The 20339-nt window shown below is 60.4% G+C and carries 22 protein-coding genes; 14 read left to right on the forward strand and 8 right to left on the reverse strand.

The window, feature by feature from the left end; all coding sequences use genetic code 11:
- The first annotated feature begins 219 nt into the window (after positions 1-219).
- The gene (locus RIB87_RS14010) at positions 220-777 is read left to right on the forward strand and encodes an ATP-dependent Clp protease proteolytic subunit (protein WP_350147738.1); all 558 of its coding nucleotides are present in this window, start codon (positions 220-222) and stop codon (positions 775-777) included.
- A 194-nt stretch (positions 778-971) separates the two neighbouring features.
- On the opposite strand, the gene RIB87_RS14015 is transcribed toward RIB87_RS14010, so the two are convergent.
- From RIB87_RS14015 to RIB87_RS14025, 3 genes are all read right to left on the reverse strand, one after another.
- Complete coding sequence (locus RIB87_RS14015; RefSeq protein ID WP_350147740.1) at positions 972-1847, reverse strand: IS1595 family transposase; 876 nt, start codon at positions 1845-1847, stop codon at positions 972-974.
- 30 nt (positions 1848-1877) lie between these two features.
- The gene (locus tag RIB87_RS14020) at positions 1878-2078 is read right to left on the reverse strand and encodes an AAA family ATPase (RefSeq protein WP_350147742.1); all 201 of its coding nucleotides are present in this window, start codon (positions 2076-2078) and stop codon (positions 1878-1880) included.
- Positions 2079-2971: 893 nt separating this feature from the next.
- Positions 2972-4825 carry a monovalent cation:proton antiporter-2 (CPA2) family protein gene (locus RIB87_RS14025; RefSeq protein WP_350147744.1) on the reverse strand — a complete coding sequence of 618 codons (1854 nt, stop codon included), beginning with the start codon at positions 4823-4825 and terminating at the stop codon, positions 2972-2974.
- A 310-nt stretch (positions 4826-5135) separates the two neighbouring features.
- On the opposite strand from RIB87_RS14025, the gene RIB87_RS14030 reads away from it, so the two are divergent.
- From RIB87_RS14030 to RIB87_RS14060, 7 genes are all read left to right on the forward strand, one after another.
- Positions 5136-6077, forward strand: coding sequence for a calcium/sodium antiporter (locus tag RIB87_RS14030; protein WP_350147747.1), 942 nt, complete (start codon positions 5136-5138; stop codon positions 6075-6077).
- A complete protein-coding gene (locus RIB87_RS14035; protein WP_350147749.1) occupies positions 6077-6838 on the forward strand; it encodes an SDR family oxidoreductase in 762 nt (253 codons plus the stop codon). The genes RIB87_RS14030 and RIB87_RS14035 overlap by 1 nt, the downstream gene beginning before the upstream one ends.
- A gap of 7 nt (positions 6839-6845) precedes the next feature.
- The gene (gene folB, locus RIB87_RS14040) at positions 6846-7271 is read left to right on the forward strand and encodes a dihydroneopterin aldolase (RefSeq protein ID WP_350147751.1); all 426 of its coding nucleotides are present in this window, start codon (positions 6846-6848) and stop codon (positions 7269-7271) included.
- 320 nt (positions 7272-7591) lie between these two features.
- On the forward strand, positions 7592-9493 hold the full coding sequence (gene uvrC / locus RIB87_RS14045; RefSeq protein ID WP_350147753.1) for an excinuclease ABC subunit UvrC: 1902 nt from the start codon (positions 7592-7594) through the stop codon (positions 9491-9493).
- A 73-nt stretch (positions 9494-9566) separates the two neighbouring features.
- Positions 9567-10169, forward strand: a complete 603-nt coding sequence (gene pgsA, locus RIB87_RS14050; protein WP_350147755.1) for a CDP-diacylglycerol--glycerol-3-phosphate 3-phosphatidyltransferase — start codon at positions 9567-9569, stop codon at positions 10167-10169.
- Entirely contained in the window at positions 10166-10423 is a 258-nt protein-coding gene (moaD, locus tag RIB87_RS14055) for a molybdopterin converting factor subunit 1 (RefSeq protein WP_350147757.1), read from the forward strand. The genes pgsA and moaD overlap by 4 nt, the downstream gene beginning before the upstream one ends.
- A gap of 7 nt (positions 10424-10430) precedes the next feature.
- On the forward strand, positions 10431-10883 hold the full coding sequence (locus RIB87_RS14060) for a molybdenum cofactor biosynthesis protein MoaE (RefSeq protein WP_350147759.1): 453 nt from the start codon (positions 10431-10433) through the stop codon (positions 10881-10883).
- Here the strand turns inward: RIB87_RS14060 and RIB87_RS14065 are convergent.
- Positions 10880-11773, reverse strand: a complete 894-nt coding sequence (locus tag RIB87_RS14065; RefSeq protein WP_350147761.1) for a branched-chain amino acid aminotransferase — start codon at positions 11771-11773, stop codon at positions 10880-10882. The genes RIB87_RS14060 and RIB87_RS14065 overlap by 4 nt on opposite strands.
- A 216-nt stretch (positions 11774-11989) precedes the next feature.
- Here RIB87_RS14065 and RIB87_RS14070 point away from each other — a divergent pair, with 216 nt between their 5' ends.
- The 3 genes from RIB87_RS14070 (at position 11990) to RIB87_RS14080 (ending at position 14690) form a co-directional block, all read left to right on the forward strand.
- Positions 11990-12529: a MarR family winged helix-turn-helix transcriptional regulator gene (locus RIB87_RS14070; protein ID WP_350147763.1), complete on the forward strand. Its 540-nt coding sequence runs from the start codon at positions 11990-11992 to the stop codon at positions 12527-12529.
- Entirely contained in the window at positions 12522-13223 is a 702-nt protein-coding gene (locus RIB87_RS14075) for a response regulator (RefSeq protein ID WP_350147765.1), read from the forward strand. Before RIB87_RS14070 ends, RIB87_RS14075 begins: the two co-directional genes overlap by 8 nt.
- A gap of 81 nt (positions 13224-13304) precedes the next feature.
- The gene (locus RIB87_RS14080; RefSeq protein ID WP_350147767.1) at positions 13305-14690 is read left to right on the forward strand and encodes an ATP-binding protein; all 1386 of its coding nucleotides are present in this window, start codon (positions 13305-13307) and stop codon (positions 14688-14690) included.
- Positions 14691-14702: 12 nt separating this feature from the next.
- Here RIB87_RS14080 and RIB87_RS14085 read toward each other — a convergent pair whose 3' ends face one another.
- From RIB87_RS14085 to RIB87_RS14100, 4 genes are all read right to left on the reverse strand, one after another.
- Positions 14703-15437 carry a TetR/AcrR family transcriptional regulator gene (locus RIB87_RS14085; RefSeq protein ID WP_350147769.1) on the reverse strand — a complete coding sequence of 245 codons (735 nt, stop codon included), beginning with the start codon at positions 15435-15437 and terminating at the stop codon, positions 14703-14705.
- Between the two features lie 9 nt (positions 15438-15446).
- Positions 15447-16265 carry a pyrroline-5-carboxylate reductase gene (proC, locus tag RIB87_RS14090; protein ID WP_350147771.1) on the reverse strand — a complete coding sequence of 273 codons (819 nt, stop codon included), beginning with the start codon at positions 16263-16265 and terminating at the stop codon, positions 15447-15449.
- Positions 16266-16287: 22 nt separating this feature from the next.
- Complete coding sequence (locus RIB87_RS14095; protein WP_350147773.1) at positions 16288-16788, reverse strand: type III secretion system chaperone family protein; 501 nt, start codon at positions 16786-16788, stop codon at positions 16288-16290.
- Positions 16789-17058: 270 nt separating this feature from the next.
- Entirely contained in the window at positions 17059-17328 is a 270-nt protein-coding gene (locus RIB87_RS14100; RefSeq protein ID WP_350147775.1) for an accessory factor UbiK family protein, read from the reverse strand.
- Positions 17329-17511: 183 nt separating this feature from the next.
- Between RIB87_RS14100 and lgt the strand changes: the two genes are divergently transcribed.
- From lgt to pgeF, 3 genes are read left to right on the forward strand one after another with little or no spacing between them, the layout of a single operon-like run.
- Positions 17512-18405, forward strand: a complete 894-nt coding sequence (gene lgt / locus RIB87_RS14105; RefSeq protein ID WP_350147777.1) for a prolipoprotein diacylglyceryl transferase — start codon at positions 17512-17514, stop codon at positions 18403-18405.
- Positions 18406-18407: 2 nt separating this feature from the next.
- Positions 18408-19499 (forward strand): class I SAM-dependent methyltransferase, encoded by a 1092-nt coding sequence (locus RIB87_RS14110; RefSeq protein WP_350147779.1) that lies wholly within the window; start codon positions 18408-18410, stop codon positions 19497-19499.
- A 5-nt stretch (positions 19500-19504) separates the two neighbouring features.
- Positions 19505-20281, forward strand: a complete 777-nt coding sequence (gene pgeF, locus RIB87_RS14115; protein WP_350147781.1) for a peptidoglycan editing factor PgeF — start codon at positions 19505-19507, stop codon at positions 20279-20281.
- Positions 20282-20339: the final 58 nt, after the last annotated feature.

The following is a 20339-nucleotide window of genomic DNA, read 5'->3' on the forward strand; positions in this document are numbered from 1 at the left end:
CAAACCCTGCGAGGCGCAGGCACACCCGGCAGTGAAGATGCCGGGAAGGAGGTCAGGCGGATGCTTTGGTATCCCCTGCGGTCATTCGGGGGCGCATCCCCTTATGATCGCATCCTCTTGTTAGAGGGCTAACCTTCGGCACCCATTGCGGCAAAAGCTGCGATGGGTGCCTCTTTGCTACCAAACACGTGAATCCGTGTCCAGAAATAAGGAGGCACCATGCCCGACTTGGCCGGAACAAAAGTGGCCTACTTTGGCTTCACCGGCCACATAGAGCCGAATGGGGTAACCCGTATTGCCGCTGCGCTTAACCAGGCGCACAATGACAACTATGACGAAGTTCACCTTTGTTTCAGTTCAATGGGCGGCTTCGTCGCGGACGGCATCTACCTCTACAACCACATGAAGTCGCTGCCGTTGCGGGTTGTCGCTCACAATATGGGAAGCGTGTGCTCCATAGCCGTTGCCGTATTTTGTGGCGCGGCAAAACGATACTGTTCACAACACGCCATGTTCATGATCCACCCGACAGTCATAAACGCATCTGCCGAAGGCATGTCAGCAGAACGACTACAACACTCACTTCAATCGACTTTGGCTGATGACAGTCGCACGGAAGACATCCTGCGCGAGCGCACGACGCTCCCCGACGACCTCTTGCAAGCCAGACGTTTCAGGGACGTTCACATCACGCCGTCTGAAGCGCTCAAGTTCGGACTCGTTCATGCGGTGCAGGAATTCACGCTCCCAAAGGGGCACCAGATCATTCAGATTTAATTTCAATCGGTCCACATGACCCTCCATGCGATTAGCCCTTTATAGCCGATAGGTGTTGAAAATGAACAAACAAAAATTGTCGTTAAGACAAGCTATCCAATCCGGCCAACTGGATGCTTTCGTTAAGCAAGAGGAAGCCCGCGGCGTAGGCCCAACAAACCGGGCAGCAGTGGACGCAGCTTTAGACCGGCTCATCAAACAGCCCCTATCAGAAGATCAAACATCGCGTTCTCCATCTCCCGATGGTTCGCGCGGAAAGTGAACTCGCCAAGGTACCGGCCCATGTACTTCTGAGACACATGGATATGCGTACCGGCAACCGACTTCTTAAACAGACGCCAGAACGACTCGACGCTGTTGGTGTGGTGCAGGGCATCATGCCGGTAGTCGTAATAGGCCCACTCCTTAGCGCCGTGCTTCACAGCGCCGTGCTTATAGCCGTCGCCTTCCAGTAAGCCGTAGGACATGAGTTCATCGGTTGAGACGGTAGCGCCTTCCTCAACATTCCGCAGCACCACGCCGCGAAGCGTCGGCATTTTAACGTTCGGTATCACTTCAGCCTTGATCCGGCCATTCCGCTCTTTAAGGCCCATCACAATCGTCTTGCCAGCCGCGCCGCGACCACGCTTGCCGGGGCGGTGACCGCCAACATAAGCCTCGTCAAGTTCCACATGGCCTTGCAGCATGTCGAACTGATCCGCCTTCGTCATGAGATCGCGGATTTGCTGGCCCATGCGCCAAGCCGTCTTGTAGGTCACGCCAAGCGACCGCTCCAGTTCCTTACCGGATACGCCGTGGCGTGTCGTTACAAACAGGTAGATCGCATAGAACCAGAGTTGCAGCGGTGTCCGCGTGTTCTCAAAAATGGTGCCAGCGGTCGGGTACAGGTGATCGCCACAGTGGGAGCACGCATAGGCCCGGCGGTTGCTCATACGGTGGAACGTCGCCTCAACGCCGCAAGCCCTGCAATCATGCTTTAAGCCGTAACGCACCTGCATGATGTGCGTGAGGCAAGCCTCGTCATCCGGGAAGCGTTTGAAGAAGTCGCGAACTGTGAGTTGAGAAGCCATCGTTTCCTCCGATGACTTCAATATAGGTGCTCATCTTACTTGCTTCAAGGGGATAAACCCCTTATAATTTGGGTTCGTCTCTCCATTAAAAAATAGATTCAGAGCACGGACAACATTTGATTTACCAGAGTCGTTACGCCCAAAAAAAATATTCATATCCTCAACATGGCGAATGCGCTCTTTGTAGAGGGAACGGAAGTAAGCAATTTCAATTTCTTTTATGAGCCTCATTTTCTAGACCCTTCATCTTAATTTCATTGCTGGAATCCCGACAGTTATGATTGTGGAGAACTAGCTAATCGTCAATACAAAGGCTCCGAAGTTGTCACTTTCCTAGTGCGGCAACTCCTCTCCACATTCCCAAAAAACCTTATCCCCCCTCCCCCACACCCCCCTTATCCTTGTCGCACCTTCTGCCTGAGGGCATCCCGGACCGGCCGGGCTCTGGGCGGGAGGGCGGCGCCTGGAAGGGGCTGGTTGTTTGCGTTCGGCGGCGGATGCGAGTGGACCCCGGATCAAGTCCGGGGATGCGGGGGAGGAGAGGGAGGCGTAACGGGCTTCTCCGGCCAGGCGGTGGATCTGAGTGGGTGACTGGTGACCGCAGGGATGTGACGGGTTAAAGGCCCTGACCTGCGGGGCGTGATGGTTCTGCCTGCGGCATGGGCCGGAAACCAGCGCACACGACGCCGGGTCACCGGAGATGCAGCGCGCGCGTAATGACGGCGCAGGCGTCTTGAGGGAAGACGGGAAATCAGGGTCGCCGAAGCGATGCCGTGCGGGACGTGCCGGAAGGCGGTCCTGTTCGACGTCATACGGATTGTCGCCCCGGCACGTCCTGCTGCCTTCGCGCGGAAAAGTCTGCGCGGGGCTTTTGGTGTTTGTGCCGGGTGAACGGGTGTCACCCCACCCCGGCCCTCCCCATCAAGGGGAGGGGGACTGTGGGGGGAAAATCAGGGGGCGACACGTGTGGCAATGGGGATGCGGAAAACTTTACCTCCCCCTTGTGGGGAGGTCGGCGCGCGGCGCCGGGTGGGGGTGAGCGAATGAGCGCTGCGGCACGCGGGGGTGCGCGTGGACCCCGGATCAGGTCCGGGGATGCGGGGGAGGAGAGGAAAGCGGAACGCTTACTCTGCCGCGGCCTTTTCGCGGGTGTCTTTATCAATCGGCAGGGGCTGGACGTCGTCTGAGCCCGGCGCTTCGAGGCCTGCATAATCCTTTTCGCGGATGCGGGTGATGATGTCGCCCACAGCTTCACGAGGCGTGCCGAGGCTTTGCAGCACCTGGCCGGCAAGCTGGAGCGAGCTTTCCAGCGTTTCGGGCACCACGCCGGTGGCGCCAAGTTTAAAGAGTTCGTCCGAATGCGTCATATCCCAGGCGCGCACAAAAATGGGAATGCCCGGCCACCGGTTGCGAATGGCCTCGACGGCGCGCGAGGCAGCCGCAAAATTGTCGAGCGTAACCACCACGGCACCTGCATGGTCCGCGCCGATACGCTCAAGCACATCGGGCTTGGAGGCATCACCGTAATATACAGGCTCCCCCTTGGCGCGGCACTCGCGGGTGCGCGGCACGTTGAGGTCGAGCGCCATATAGGGGTGCTTGAGGTCACCCAGCATCCGCGCCACGGTCTGACCAACGCGGCCATAGCCCGCAATGATGACATGGCCCTCAAGGCCGCGCGCCTCATCTTCGGTGGCCTGAATGGGGTCAGCGCCGATACGGTCGTCGATGCGTTTTTTGAGGAACGCACCAAGGTCTGCCAAAAACGGCGTGGTGGCCATGGAGACGGCGGCGACAATCAGCATGTATTGCCCGATCGGATCGGAAATGATGTCCGAACCCATCGCGGCCGTGACGCCGACAAACGCAAACTCGCCGCCCGCCGACAGCAACAGCCCGGTGCGCAGCGATGTTGTCCACGGCAGGCGGAACGCCCGTGCCAGCCCGATGAGGATGATCGCCTTGAGAATGATCAGTCCGGTCACACCGATGATGACGTTGAACCATTCTTCCGCCAGCACGCCAAAATCTATGCTCATGCCGATGGAGATGAAGAACAGCCCCAGCAGCAGGCCCTTGAACGGCTCGATGTCGGTTTCAACCTGATGGCGGAACTCGGTTTCAGACAGCAGCAGCCCGGCGAGAAACGCCCCCAGCGCCATCGACAGCCCGGCAACGCCCGTGAACCACGCCGTGCCCAGCACAGCCAGCAGCGTCAGCGCCATGAACAGTTCCGGGCTCTGCGTCCATGTCACCATGCGGTAGAGATGCCGCACCAGCCAGCGGCCGACAAAGATGATGAGCAGCACCGCGACAACAGCCCGCAGCAGCGCCATGCCCACCAGCTCCGCCACATGGCCGTTTTCGCCGGCGGCAAAGATTGTCACCAGCATCAGCAGCGGCACCACGGCAAGGTCTTGCGCCAGCAGCACCGCAAACGACGCCCGCCCCATGCGCGAGGAAAACTCGCCGCGCTCCATCAGCAACTGCATGATGACGGCGGTGGACGACAGCGCCAGACACAGCCCGATGATGATCGACGCCTGCACCGTGTTGCCCCACCACAGGGCGGCGGCACCAATCACAGCGCCCGACACAACAACCTGCGCAAAGCCAAGGCCGAACACCATGGTGCGCATGGCTTTCAATCGCTCGACGGACAACTCAAGGCCGATCATGAACAGCAGAAACACCACGCCCAGCTCGGCCATGGCCGCGACGCCCTCAACGTCGTCGATTACCGCAAAGCCGAACGGACCGATGATCGCGCCGATAAACAGATAGCCCAGCACCGGGCTGGCCCTGAACCACTTGAACAGCGGCACCACCAGCACGCTGGCAACAAGGAAAACAATGATTTCACGGATATAGGGAACCGTGGCGTGCCCGGCGGCGTGGTCATCGTGCCCCACACCGGCGGCGCCGGACGCCATTTCGGCAGCCTGGCGCGCAACTTCCACAATGGTATCCGGTTCCACGCTCGTTCAGCCCCGTCGATCACCTGAGCGCAGATTTAATGAGTGTCTTTGCAACGCGCGCCCAGCCCATATATATCAGAGGATATCAGCGCGGATACGCCGGGGAGCGATGTTCGGGCAACAAAAAGAAAATATTTCCGGCCAAATATGTGCGGCATCAGCTTGCTGCTCAAATCGCGGGCACCTTTGCCTCCGCGTCAGGTCGCAGATGGGGCAGGATGATTTTTTCCGTGACCGGCAATACACCTCACACGCTTGCAGCCCGCACCGGCTGTGAGCCAGCCAATCCGGCGGATCGGCATTTGCGTTCATGATGTACCTTGCCCTCGCCGGTGGCCTGATCATTCTGCTGTTCTGCGGCGACCTTCTGGTGCGCGGTGCGGTAGCCCTGGCAGGGCGGTTTGGTGTTCACCCGCTCATCATCGGGCTGACGGTGGTGGCGTTTGGCACCTCAGCGCCCGAACTCATGGTGTCGCTCAGGGCGGCCCTTGAAGGCGCGCCGGGCATTTCGCTGGGCAACATTGTGGGGTCCAACATTGCCAACGTGCTGATGGTGCTTGGCATTCCTGCCATAATTTATCCCACCGTGTGCAATCAGGCGTCGATCCGCCGCAACACCTCCATGATGGTCGGCTCCACCCTGCTGTTTGTCGGGCTGTGTCTCACCGGCACGCTGGTGTTCTGGGACGGGTTGATCCTGTTCATGCTGGTGCTGGCGTTCCTCGCCTATTCCGGCCTTCGCGCCCGCAAATCGCCGGACACGGATTTTGACAGCGACCTGGACGAGATCACCGGGTTGCCAGAACGCGTCTGGGCCATCTGCGCCTTCCTGCTCATCGGCCTAGCGGGCCTGCCGCTGGGGGCTGAGCTTGTTGTGGACGGCGCAACGGAGATTGCCCGTCGCTTCGGCGTTTCGGAAGCTGCCATCGGCCTCACCATCATTTCCATCGGCACATCACTGCCTGAACTTGCCACAACGGTGGTTGCAGCCTTCCGCCGACAGGCTGACGTGGCCGTTGGCAATGTCATCGGCTCAAACCTGTTTAACATTCTGGCCATCGGCGGCATCACCGCCATGGTGGTGGACCTGCCGGTGCCCGAAACCTTCATGCGCTTTGACCTGTGGGTGATGCTGGCCGCCGCCCTGCTGGTGGTGCCGTTCGCATTCATGCGCGCCACCATCACCCGGCTGGCCGGTGTCATCTTCACCGGTTTTTATGTCGCATATCTGTTCGCTGTGTTTCAGATCTGATGAATCCGTCGCCAAAAACAGCACTGGTGACCGGCGGTGCCAAACGCATTGGCCGGGCGCTGGTTGAAGGATTGGCCGCCGATGGCTGGGCGGTTGCCATTCACTACGGATCGTCAGCAGATGCAGCGGCGGCGCTGGCCGCCGATATTGAGGCACAGGGCGGCAAGGCTGTGGCACTGCAGGCCGACCTGACCGACGCCGGTGCACTTGAGAGCCTCATACGCGAGGCAACAACGGCCCTTGGCCCGCTGGGTCTGCTCATCAACAACGCTTCGCTGTTTGAAGAAGATACCGCGCACACGGTGACGCCTGAACGTTTCGACGCGCATATGGCCATCAATCTGCGTGCACCGCTGCTGCTGTCGCAGGCCTTTGCCGCACAGCTTCCCGATGACGCTTTGGGCAACATCATAAACATCATTGACCAGCGCGTATGGCGGCTCACCCCGCGGTTTATGTCGTACACCGCATCAAAGGCGGCGCTGTGGACGGTAACACAGACACTGGCACAGGCACTGGCACCCAACATCCGCGTCAACGGCATTGGCCCTGGCCCGGCCCTTCGCAACGACCGGCAGAACCCGGACGATTTTGAAGCACAGGTGCGCGCGGTGCCGCTGTCACGCGGTCCCGACATGGCAGAGTTCCGGCGTACGGTGCGCTTTATTGTTGAAACGCCGTCGCTGACTGGCCAAATGCTGGCTCTGGATGGCGGACAGCATCTCGCCTGGCAGACGCCGGACGCCACCGGCAAGGAGTAAGCGCTGAATGACCAAGCAGCAGACTGGAAATGTCACACCCCTGCGTATCGCCGATGCCGCACGGCTCACCCGCCACGTGTTCGTCCGCGACCTGCGTCTTGATGCCCATATCGGCGTCCACCGCCACGAGGAAGGCCGTGCCCAGCCGATCATCGTCAACGTGGACCTGACCGTCACCGAGGGCGACGAGAGCCTCAACGACAGCCTGGCCAATGTGGTGTGCTACGAGCGCGTGGTGAACAACATCAAGGCGCTGGTGGATGCGGGCCATGTGCGACTGGTGGAAACCCTGGCCGAAGCCGTGGCAGAAGACTGCTTCACCGACGAGCGCGTGCTCGCCGCCCGGGTGCGGATTGAGAAACTGGACGCCATTGCCGAAGCTCATAGCGTGGGCATTGAGATAGAGCGGCTGCGGCCCCTGCCCCAATCCTGAGCCTGCTCAAATACTCACCCTGCCTCAATAGTACGCATGTTTTGCACATGCGCACGGTGTGCATTTTAGGCGGCTGCCCCTCAAATGCACCGGGCCGCAGGCATAGTTGACCCCACACTTGCGCCAATTCTCATTTAAAAATCAGAGGGTTAGCGACCACGCGCCCGGAGGTGCCGCCTGCACGCTTGTCCATTGCGAAAGCGCGCAACTTTCACCCCCTGGGTTTTCAACAGACTTATCCACATGCACAGGTGACCTTTTTAGCCCAGAGCAAACCCGTTTTTGCCCGGCAGGCTGTCTATCAGGTACATATTGACCCCATGACGACCACCCCCGACACCCCCCCGCTCACCGGCGCTGACCTGATTGCCGACTATGTGACCCGGCTGCCCAACGCGCCGGGCGTCTATCGGATGTTTGGGGCGGACGGTGACGTGCTGTATGTGGGCAAGGCGCGCAGCCTCAAGAAACGCGTCACCAGCTATTCCCGGCTTCTCGGCCATACCAATCGCATCGCACGGATGATCGCCTCCACCACTGCGATGGAGTTTGTGGTGACGGAAAGCGAAACCCAGGCGCTGCTGCTGGAGGCCAATCTCATCAAGCAGCTTCGCCCGCGCTACAACGTGCAACTGCGCGACGACAAATCATTTCCCTACATCCTCATCGCCCGCGACCATCCGGTGCCGCAGATCCTCAAGCACCGCGGCGCACACGTCCGCAAGGGGGATTACTTCGGGCCGTTCGCCTCCGCCGGTGCCGTCAACCGCACGCTCAATGCCCTGCAAAAGGCATTCTTGCTGCGATCGTGTTCCGACACGGTGTATGAAGGCCGCAGCCGCCCGTGTCTGCTGTACCAGATCAAACGATGCTCAGCCCCGTGCACCGGTGAGATCAACGAGAGCGACTACGCAGCCCTCGTCGGCGAGGCAGACGCGTTCCTCTCCGGCAAAAGCCGCAAGATCCGTGAGCGCATGGCACAGCAGATGGAACAGGCATCGGCTGATCTCGACTTTGAGAAGGCAGCCATCTACCGCGACCGTTTGCGCGCCCTGAGCCACATTCAGGCGCATCAGGGCATCAATCCGCAAACCGTCGAGGAGGCAGACGTCTTTGCCATTCACGGCGAGGGCGGCCAGACCTGCGTACAGGTGTTCTTTTTCAGAGCCGGACAGAACTGGGGCAACCGCGCCTACTTCCCCAAGCATGACAAGGACATGGAAACCGCTGAAATCCTCGACGGGTTTCTGGCGCAGTTCTATGAAGAGCGCCCCGCGCCCCGGCTGGTGCTGCTCAACGAAACCGTGGAAAACGCCGACCTGCTCGCGCAGGCCCTGACCATCAAACGCGGGCGCAAAGTCGCCGTCGGCAGGCCCCGTCGTGGCGAGAAGCGTGAGCTGGTGCAATACGCCTACGACAACGCACGCGAGGCACTGGCCCGCCGTATGGCTGAATCATCGACCCAGACAAAACTGCTGGCAGGCCTTGCTGATGCGTTTGGTATGGACACACCACCCCAACGCATTGAGGTGTACGACAACAGCCACATCTCCGGCACCAACGCGGTGGGTGGCATGATTGTGGCGGGGCCTGAGGGTTTTCGCAAAAACCAGTACCGCAAGTTCAATATCAAAAACCCGGATACTGAGCCGGGAGACGATTACGCCATGATGCGCGAGGTTTTGACCCGCCGCTTTGCCCGGCTGGTGAAGGATCAGGCCGCGATAGACAATGCGCAGGATGATACGGCGCGTGATCCTGATCCCGATTGGCCCGATCTGGTGCTCATTGATGGTGGTGCCGGCCAACTCTCCGTCGTCCAATCAGTGTTCGACGAGCTCGGCATCGACCGGGTAACTCTTGTTGGCATTGCCAAAGGCCCGGAGCGTGATGCGGGGCGCGAACGGTTTTTCATGACCGGCCGCGCGCCCTTCATGATGGAGGCCAAAAGCCCGGTTCTCTATTATCTGCAACGCCTGCGTGACGAGGCGCACCGCTTTGCCATTGGCACCCATCGGGCGCGACGCAAGAAGGCAATTGGAAAATCCATGCTGGACGGGGTGGCCTCCATCGGCCCCAAGCGCAAGCGGGCGCTGCTCAATCACTTCGGGTCCGCCCGCGCTGTGGCTGCTGCCGGTCTTTCTGACCTTGAATCTGTTACCGGCATTTCAAAGGCTGTGGCCCGCACCATCTATGACCACTTTCACGAAGGGGCGAAATAGCGGCGCGCATTTCGGGCAGCAGCGTTGCGCATAGGCTCTCCCCGCGCCGCGCCGCGTCGTATATGATCAAACCATGTCCAGCTCCAACTCCTCACGTCCGATCTCACCGGCATGGAACCTGCCCAACCAGCTCACCTATGCGCGTATTGCACTTGTGCCGGTACTGGTCGCCACGTTTTTTATTTCCGGCGACATTGGCCGCTGGATTGCGGTGGGCATTTTTGTGGTCGCCAGCGTGACGGATTTCGTCGATGGCTACATCGCCCGCGCATGGCAACAGCAATCAAGCCTTGGCGCCATGCTGGACCCGATCGCCGACAAACTGCTGGTGGCGGCTGCATTGTTGCTGCTCGCGGCTGACGAAACCATTGCCGGCATCAGCCTGTTTGCCGCCGTGATCATTTTGTCGCGTGAAATACTGGTGTCGGGCCTGCGTGAATATCTGGCGCAACTTCAGGTCAGCGTACCGGTCACACAACTCGCCAAATGGAAAACCGCCCTGCAGATGACCGCCATCAGCTTTTTGCTGTGCGGGCCGGAAGGTCGGGAACTGTTCTGGTTTACCAGCGAAGTGGGCATCACCGCCCTGTGGCTGGCAGCCCTGCTGACGCTATACACCGGCTACGATTATTTCCGCGCCGGGATGCGCCACGTCATTGCGGCTGACGGAAAATGAGCACCATCACTGTCCTTTATTTTGCGCGGCTGCGTGAAGCGGTGGGCATTGCGGAGGAGACCATCACGCTTCCCCCTGCCGTTGATACAGCCGCCAGACTGCTGGCTCACCTCGCGGAAGGCGACGAGCAAAAGCGCACAGCCTTTGACAATCAGAAAATCAGGATCGCCGTCAATCAGGTTCAGGCAACACCGCAGACACCCGTAAAGCCCGGCGACGAAGTGGCGTTTTTCCCGCCCGTTACCGGCGGGTAGGCACACAATGTCTGTCCGCATTCAAAGCGAACCATTTGATGCCGGTGCCGAACTCAACACACATGTCACGGGTCGTGCGGACATTGGTGCCAGCGTGACGTTTGTCGGGCAGGTCCGCGACATATCCGGTGGCGACACACTGTCCGCCATGACGCTGGAACACTATCCCGCCATGGCTCAGGCGGAACTTGAGCGTATTGAGGCTGACGCCCGCGCGCGCTTTGCGGTTACCGACATGCAGATAATCCACCGCTTTGGCACGCTCAGGCCGGGTGACCCGATTGTGCTGGTGATCGCCACCGCACCTTCCCGCCAACCGGCTTTTGACGCCGCCAACTTCGTGATGGATTTTCTCAAGACCAACGCCCCCTTCTGGAAGAAGGAACACACACGGTCAGGAGACCAATGGGTGGATGCCAAAGACCGCGACGACGACGCAGCCAACCGCTGGCGCAGCTAGGCCGCCGCGACAGACCCGGTGCGGTTCACCAGCGCCATATAGTCGTTCATCAGCGTTTTGGTTATCTCGCCGGGTGTGAACGTGTACGGACCAATTTCTGATACCGGCGTCACTTCCGCAGCGGTGCCTGTGATAAAGCACTGCTCAAAGTCTGACATTTCTTCAGGCTTGATATGCCGCTCGATGATCTCGATGCCGCGCGCCTTCGCCAGATCAATGACCGTGCGCCGGGTGATGCCATCCAGAAAACAATCAGGCATTGGCGTGTGCAGTGCGCCGTCCTTCACAAAAAACATGTTTGCGCCGGTGGCCTCGGCGACATAGCCGCGATAGTCCAGCATCATTGCGTCCGCGTAGCCTTTGTTTTCGGCCGCATGTTTGGAGATAGTGCAAATCATGTAGAGGCCCGCAGCCTTGCTTTTGCAGGGTGCCGTGTCGGGTGCGGGGCGGCGATACTCCGCCATGTCCAGCCGAATGCCCTTGAGGCGTTCTTCCGGGTCAAAGTAAGACGGCCATTCCCATACAGCGATCGCCAGATTTATCTTTGTGGCCTGCGCCGAGACCCCCATCATTTCGCTGCCGCGCCACGCTACCGGACGCACATACCCGTCCTTGAAGCCCTGGGCGGCAACCGTTTCCTTGCACGCGGCGTCAATTTCATCCGCCGTGTAGGGAATCCTGAAACCCAGAATACGTGCCGACTCGATCAGCCGCTCAGTGTGTTCGCGCAGTTTGAAAATCTCGCCCGCATACACCCGCTCCCCCTCGAACACGCAGCTTGCATAGTGCAGCGCATGACTGAGAACATGAATGTTGGCGTCACGCCACGGACGCAGCCCGCCATTCATCCAGATGGAGCCATCGCGATCATCAAAAGGTATTGTGGCCATCGGGCCGCTCCCTCAAGTCTGGGTCCGCGTCATATTTTGCGGGTATTTGTGAGCACCCGGCATGGGCGCAATGTCCTATGGTCGGGCATAGTATGACGACGGAATGATCCGGTTTAACGCGATTCGCGCCTCAAAAAAGGGCAAATGCTGCGCTGCAAGAATGATCCTGTCGTTTCAATGGCCCCTCAAGTAACAATCGAACCCATATAAGTCAATATGGCTGACATAATTTTATCCGATGAACCCCCCACGCGACCCGACAGCGGGCTGGAGCAGGATGGTCACCTGATCGAGGCCATGGAACTGCTGTTTTTCGCCTATCGGGATTTTGTCAGCGACCCGGACGCGATTCTGGAAGGCCAGAAGTTTGGCCGCGCCCATCACCGGGTGCTGCACTTTGTCGGCCGCAACCCCGGCATCACAGTGCAGAACCTTCTGGCGATCCTGCGCATTACCAAGCAAAGCCTCGCCCGCGTGCTGCGCCAGCTTGTGGAAGACGGGCACGTCGAGCAGCGCACCGGCGCACAGGACCGCCGCGAGCGGCACCTGCACCTGACCGACAAAGGCCAGGCGCTTTGGCAACGACTACAGGCTCCCCAGCGGGTGCGGTTGCAACGCGCCTTCAGGCAGGCAGGCCCGGAAGCTGTAGCGGCATGGCGTCAGGTAATGGACGCCCTGCTGGATCGTACCAGCCGCAACGAACTTCATCCCGGTACCGATCACCTGAATGCCGCCCGCGACACCGCCGATGACTGACAGGCAAATACGACTTGCCGACGATGCGCCACATCTGCTTGTGGTGGATGACGATCGCCGCATCCGCGAACTGCTGAAAAAATATCTTGCCGACAATGGCTTTCGCGTGACGACGGCGCAGGATGCAGCCCAGGCCCGCAGTCGGCTTGAGGGGCTGGCCTTCGACCTCATCGTGCTTGACGTCATGATGCCCGGGGAGAGCGGCGTTACCTTCGCCACCCGGCTGCGTGTTACTTCTGACGTGCCGGTGCTGATGCTGACAGCGCGCACCGAGGCTGAAAACCGCATTGAGGGGCTGGAGGCCGGGGCCGATGATTATCTGCCAAAACCATTTGAGCCCCGCGAACTGCTGCTGCGCATCCGCACAATCCTCAAACGCGCCAACACCCGCCCGCAACCCAAAAAGCAGGTGACGTTCGGTGATCTTACTTTTGATATAGAGCGCGGCATCCTGACCCGCAACGACACACCGGTACGCCTCACCACCCGTGAAACGGACCTGATGACGCTGTTTGCCCGCGCAGCCGGGCGTGCCTTGCCGCGCGAGGAACTGACCGGCGGCGACCCGGACATTTCGGACCGCGCGGTGGATGTGCAGATCAACCGCCTGCGGCGCAAGATAGAGCCAAACCCCAAAGACCCGCGCTACCTGCGCACCATCAGGGGCGAGGGCTACATGTTCATTTGCGATTAGCTGCAACCGCCAGACACAGATTTATGATTTGGCAGGCAATGCACTAGACTGTTCAAGACGTTGTGCGCAGGAGTAATCGTCATGGCCGACACCACCATACCCCGCCCGCCCGCTCGCAAGCCCTTACGCAGAATGTTGGCCGCGATTGACCCGTCAGGTCTGCTGCGGGGCTGGACGCCGCACGGCCTCTTCGCTCGCTCGCTCATCATTGTGATCGCCCCCATCCTGCTGCTGCAGATAGTCGCCGCGTTTGTGTTTTTGGACCGCCACTGGGAGAAAGTAACGCGCGGACTGGCCTATATGGCCGCCAACGATATGGGCCTCGTGATGACGCTGTATGATCGCATTGACGACGAGCGCGACTATGAAGCCTTCAGCGACATGATCGGCCGCAATCTTGAAATACAGATTGCTATCTGGCCCGGCGAACGCCTGCCGCCGGAAGTGAATCCCGGCCTGTTTCCCATCCTCCACGACACGCTGGTCGCCGAACTCGGCAGTCGCATAGACCGCCCGATCTGGGTGGACACGGTGACCTATGAAAAATATGTCGATGTGCGCATTCAGGATACCGGCGGTGTTGTGCGGGCACTGTTTTTGCGCAGCCGCGTGTCGGCAACCAACAGCCACATCTTTATTTCATGGATGGTCGGCACGTCACTGATTTTGCTGCTGGTGGCGGTGCTGTTCCTGCGTGGTCAGGTGCGCCCCATCCAGCGGCTGGCCCATGCCGCAGAAGCTTTCGGCCTTGGCCGCGACATGCCGGACTTCAAACCATCCGGTGCCACCGAAGTGCGGCGCGCCGCGCAGGCGCTCATCCTCATGCGCGACCGCCTGGCCCGGCAGATACAGCAACGCACCGCCATGCTGGCAGGCGTCAGCCACGATCTCAAAACCCCCCTCACCCGCTTCAAGCTGCAACTCGCCATGATGGGCGACAGCCCGGAAATCGAAGAGCTGCGTCAGGACGTCACCGACATGGAGCGGCTGCTCGATGAGTATCTGTCCTTTGCCCGTGGCCAGGGCGGCGAAGCGGCCTCGATGATTGACCTTGAGGCCTTCCTCGAAGACATCCGCGTCAACGCCGCCCGCAAGGGGACAGATATTGCCCTCGACATGGATGGCCCGATTGACCTGCGCGTGCGGCCCGCAGCGCTCAAACGCTGCATCACCAACCTGGTGGAAAATGCTACCGGCCACGCAACCCACGTGCGGCTTGCAGCCCAGGTACATGGTTCAACGGTTACAATTACCGTCGATGACGACGGCCCCGGCATCCCACCCGACCAGATGGAAGATGCGTTCCGCCCGTTCCACAGGCTGGACCCGGCGCGCAACCAGAACCGCTCCGGCTCAGGCCTTGGCCTTGCCATCGCCCGAGATGTGGCGCGCGGCCATGGTGGTGACATTCTGTTGCTTGAAAGCCCGCTGGGCGGCCTGCGCGCGCTTATTCAGTTGCCAATCTGAAACGCGTGGTCCCTAACGCTGGCCCAGGCCAGCCAGCGCCTCAAACGAACTGCGCAGCAGGCCGGATACATTCTCTGAAATGCCGGTCGCCTGTTCCATCAGCGCCTCACCACGGCGCAACCGCCGGTCAAGATCAGCCATGGTCTTGGTCATGTCCTGACTTTCCTCGTTGAGCCAGACACGCAGATTGGCAGCATAAACCACCGCAACAGCCCGCACCCGCAGCGCGCCGCGCACGCCGCTGGTATCCAGATCAGCGGCTTCGAGCATCCACTGCACGCTTTCAAGCGCCGGCGACATCGCCGACAAAAGCGCGCCGGGGTCACCGGGCAAATCCCGCAGGATGGCGCGCAACGCCGGACGGTGCGGCCATAGCGCGTCATACCGGCTCATCAGCACGTCAAAGAGCCGGTCACGCGCAGGCTCATCACTCGCCTCGTCATCAATTTCGTTGAGAACCTGAGCGTCGATATGCTGCGAAAACGCACGGATGATTGCCGTCTTGGACGGCGTAACCTTCAGCGCCTCCACCAGCGGCACACCCGCGGCAGCGGCAATTTCTGCCATCGACAGGTCACGCCAGCCATTGGATTGCGCAAGCGCAAGCGCTGCCTCAACCATGCGGGCGCGCTGGCGGGCCTTACTGCCCTTTTTCAGCTTCGTTCGGGGTTTGGTATCACTGGATGCATTCATAAGCACAACCATAGGCGATGACGCCTTAAGGTTCCACAAACCAGCCTGCGACATGTGACACGCCTAAAGTTCGCGCGCCCGGTCTCTCGCTGCCGTCATGGCTTTCCTCAACAATGCGCCCAAACCGTCATCCGCCATCAGCACATCAAGCGCCGCCGCCGTAGTGCCGCCGGGCGATGTCACATTTTCACGCAGTGTCGAGGGCGTGTCCCTGGCCTGATGCATCAACTCACCTGCACCCGCCACCGTGGCCCGCGCCAGTGTTGCCGCCACCGCATCCGGCAAACCAAGCTCGCGGCCTGCCGCCGCCATGCATTCTGTCAGCCAGAACACATAAGCCGGACCGCTGCCTGAGAGCGCTGTGACCGCATCCATCAGGGCTTCATCGTCAAGCCACACAACCTCGCCCACAGCTTCAAGCAACTGTGTGGCCAAGGCCCGCTGACCTGCCGAAACACCACTCCCGGCAAAAGCACCAGAGATCCCGCGTCCGACAGACGCAGGCGTATTCGGCATTGCGCGGACAATAGGCACATCGCCAAGCAGGGCGGTCAGGTCTGCAACAGATTTGCCAGCAGCCACAGACACAACAAGCGGACGATCTTGTGCAATGGGTACAAGCGTTTTTGCCGCCTGTGACATGATCTGCGGCTTGACCGCAAGCACCATGACAGCAACGTCGCTTAGAGCCGACCCATCCGTATGCAGAGCAATCGCGTGATCACCGGCAAGTGCTTTCATGTCGTTAGACGGCTGGGGGTCTATGACGGCTATGCGTGATGCGTCCGCCCCCGCCTCAAGCCATCCGCGCAACAAGGCACCACCCATTTTCCCGGCACCCAAAAGCACCAGCGTACCGGGCAGCACGAGAGATGAAGCCATGTGATGTTCGCAGCCCTGTGTGTCAGGCCGTCCCTTGTGTTTCAAACATGCAGGCGGTCATCGCATCATCAGCCGATTGCCCGGCCCACAAAACAAACTGGAAAGCCGGGTAGTAGCGCTCACATGCTTCCACTGCAAGCGACAGCAGCATTTCGCACTGCTCAGGTGACGCATCGCCCGCCCCCAGCAACAGCCCGTGGCGAAACAGCACCACGCCTTCGTCTTTCCAGATGTCGAAATGGCCAAGCCACAACTGCTCGTTGATGCGCGCCAGCAGCGCATGAACATCACCCAGTTTCGCCGTGTTGATCTTCAGATCAAACGCGCAGGCCAGATGCAGCCCATGCAGATCATCACGCCAGGTAAATGACAGATCGTAGTCGCACCATGCCCCTGTGACGGCAAGCGACAACTCATCCTCAGCAGACCGGTCAAACGGCCAGTTTTGCGCAGTCGCAATGGTCTCAAGAACATCAATGGGGTTGTCAGGCAGGGTGGCGGCATCAGCGACGGATACAGACATGGCAGGCCTTCCCTTGTGGCGGGGGCCGAATGCCCGTTGGCAGTCTTGGTCAGCCAACCGGCATCACCCGCCCCCACTATGTAGTGGTGACACTCATCTGCATGTCGCGCGCAACCCCAACATATATGCCTTTGCGGCATATATTGTGGCCAAAGCAAAGCGACACACAAATCACACCGTGCCTGTCAGCGTGAGTCGGCGCAAGGCCCGATCCATGAATCTTGCGCGACAGGAATGGCCTGACAGAAATAGCAAGACGTGCTGAAACGCTCAGGAGCCGGACTTTTCCAGCTTTGCAAGCCTGGCTTCCAGAGCCTCAAGCCGGGCCTTGAGGCCTTCAGCGTCGGTGCGTGCGGCAATCGCCATGTCCTTCATGGCGTCAAACTCATCACGCGGCACCAGATCAAGGTCAGCCACCATACGCTCCGCCTGCGCCCGAATCAGCGTTTCCACCTCGCTGCGCATACCCTGTGCGGCACCCGCAGCACTGGTCATCAGCTTGGCGATGTCATCAAGAAGGCGGTTTTCGTATTGCGTCATGGCTTGTTCTCCTGCGCCTGTGCGGCGAGCGGTACTATCGCGCAGCGCACCCGGCGGGGGCAAGTGAGGCAAAAGGCCCGCACGCCATCGCGTGTTTCGCGTTTGCCCGTTTCCTGACATATGTAAGCACCCGGTGTAAGCAACCTGAAAATCCGCCCCGACCGCCGCCAAAAGGCATTGCCCATGTACGAGATCACCTATCCGCAGTTTGACCCGGTGCTGTTTGAAATCGGCCCGCTGGTCATCCGCTGGTACGCACTGGCCTACATCGCCGGCATCATAGGCGGCTGGCGGCTGGCGCTGCGCATGGTCTCGACCCCCGCCCTGTGGGAGGGCTACCCCTACCCGGTGGCCGCTTCAAAGCGAAAGCACGCCAGACCCACCGCACCCCTTACCCGTGACCATATTGACGATTTTCTGATCTGGGCGACAGTCGGCATCATTCTGGGCGGCCGGCTTGGCTTTGTGCTGTTCTACAACCTGCCCCATTACCTCTCGAACCCGATTGAGATTTTGTATGTCTGGCAGGGCGGCATGGCGTTTCATGGCGGGCTGGCGGGCGTTATTGTTGCCATAATCCTGTTTGCCCGCTCGCGCGGCATCAACATGTTTTCGCTGGGCGACCTGATCGCCACAGTCGCCCCGCTTGGCTATTTTTTCGGCCGCCTCGCCAACTTCATCAATGGCGAACTATGGGGCCGCGCCGCTGACGTGCCCTGGGCCATGGTATTTCCGCGCGACGGGTTGCAGATCGCCCGGCACCCAAGCCAGCTCTATCAGGCCTCGCTTGATGGTCTGTTGTTGTTCATCATCATGCTGGTGGTGGTCTATCGCTTCAAGACCCTTACCCGCCCCGGCCTCACCATGGGCGTGTTCCTCACCGGCTATGGCTGTGCACGCTTTTTCACGGAGAACTTCCGCGAGCCGGACGCGCAGCTTGGCTACCTCGTGGGCAACTGGCTGACCATGGGCATGACATTGTCACTGCCGATGATCGTTGCCGGCATCTGGTTCATCTGGCGCGCCCGCAGTGAGCCGCCCCTTGGCACTTCCACAAAAATGGGCGCTGCAAAATAACAATGACGGAACTGGCGCGCATCATCGCCAAGGAAATTCGCGAGACAGGGCGTATGCCCGTGTCGCGTTTCATGGCACTGGCGCTCGGCCATCCGCAGCATGGCTACTACATAACCCGCGACCCGCTGGGCACGGATTTCACAACGTCGCCCGAAATCAGCCAGATGTTTGGCGAACTCATCGGCGCGTGGGCTGCCGACATCTGGGCGCAGCTTGGCAGACCCGACACAGTCCACCTTGTTGAGCTTGGCCCCGGACGCGGCACCCTGATGGCAGATGCCCTGCGCGCAGCCTCAGCGCAGCCGGGTTTTGCGGGCGCTACCCACATCGCCATGATCGAGACCAGCCCGGTGCTGCGCGACACACAACAACGCACCGTTGCCCCCATTGCGCAGGCAAAAGGCTTTGCACCCCCAAGCTGGCACACCAGCATAGACGCCCTGCCGGACGGCCCGCTGATCGTGATCGCCAACGAGTTTTTTGATGCGCTGCCCATCCGCCAGTTTGTGGCGACAGACGACGGCTGGCGTGAACGCTGTGTGGCCGAGCACAACAATAGGCTGGTGTTTGTGCCCGGAGCATCTTTGCTGCCCAGCATCGCGCTGCCGCCAGACGCCCTGAACGCTGATCCCGGCAGCATTCTTGAAACCTGTCCGGCAGGAGCCGCCATTGCGCAACGCCTTGCGCAACGCATCAACGCACACACCGGCGCCGCTCTCATCATTGACTACGGCCACACCAAAAGCGCTGTGGGCGACACACTTCAGGCAATGCGCAATGGTGCCTTCGTGCCGGTGCTTGAAACACCGGGCCAAGCCGACATCACCGCCCATGTTGATTTTGAGACTCTGGCAGGCGCAGCCCGGCCAGCAACCATCGTGCACCGCCCCACCACCCAGGGCGATTTTCTGTTGGCGCTGGGCATCGCCCAACGTGCCGCAGCGCTGGCCCAAAACGCATCCGCGCAAAACGCCGATGCCATCAACGCCGCAGCAACACGCTTGACCGCAGCCGACGCAATGGGGACGCTCTTCAAGGTGATGGCAATCACAAGCCCCGGCCTCATGCCAGCAGGATTTCCAGCAGGATTTTAAGTCTCATGCCTACCCGCCCCCTCAAGGCCCCGCCACTTGCAGCCCTGCCGGGTATTCAGCACGGTTTTTACACCCGTGTCGGCGGCGTCTCGACAGGCATCTACAAAGGTCTCAACTGCGGCCCCGGTTCTAACGACGACCCCACGGCCGTTGAGGTAAACCGCGCGCGCGTGGCGGTGTCTCTGGGCGTGGCGGAAGAAAACCTGCTGTCGCTCTATCAGGTCCATTCCGCAACCGCCGTCAGTGTCGCAGCGCCGTTTGCACCCGATGCCCGTCCGCAAGCAGACGGCATGGCCACCGCAACACGTGGCCTGGCACTTGGCATTCTCACCGCGGATTGTGCGCCGGTTTTGTTTGCAGACCCCAAAGCCCGCGTGATCGGCGCCGCTCACGCAGGCTGGCGCGGCGCAGTCAGTGGCATTGTGGAAGCAACCCTTGCGCAGATGGAAAGTCTGGGTGCCAACCGTGATGACATTCAGGCGGCTGTCGGCCCCGCCATCAGCCAGCGCAACTATGAAGTGGGCGACGACGTGCGCACCCAGGTGCTGGACCACGACGCCGACAACGCAGAGTTTTTTATCCCGTCCACCCGCGATAACCACTGGCGGTTTGACCTTGAAGGCTATGTGCTGCACCGGCTGCGCGCCGCAGGTGTTCATGCCCCCTGTGGCCTGGCCGAATGCACCTACGCCGACGACACCCGCTTTTTCAGCTATCGCCGCACCACCCACAAAGGCGAAAAAGACTATGGGCGGCAGATTTCGGCCATTCGGCTTGCCTGAGCGCTCGCGCACCCCGGATCGCCTATACTCGCCCTATAACCGCAAAGCTGATTCGTCG

The sequence above is a fragment of the Pyruvatibacter sp. genome (assembly GCF_040219635.1).
GTDB lineage: Bacteria > Pseudomonadota > Alphaproteobacteria > CGMCC-115125 > CGMCC-115125 > Pyruvatibacter.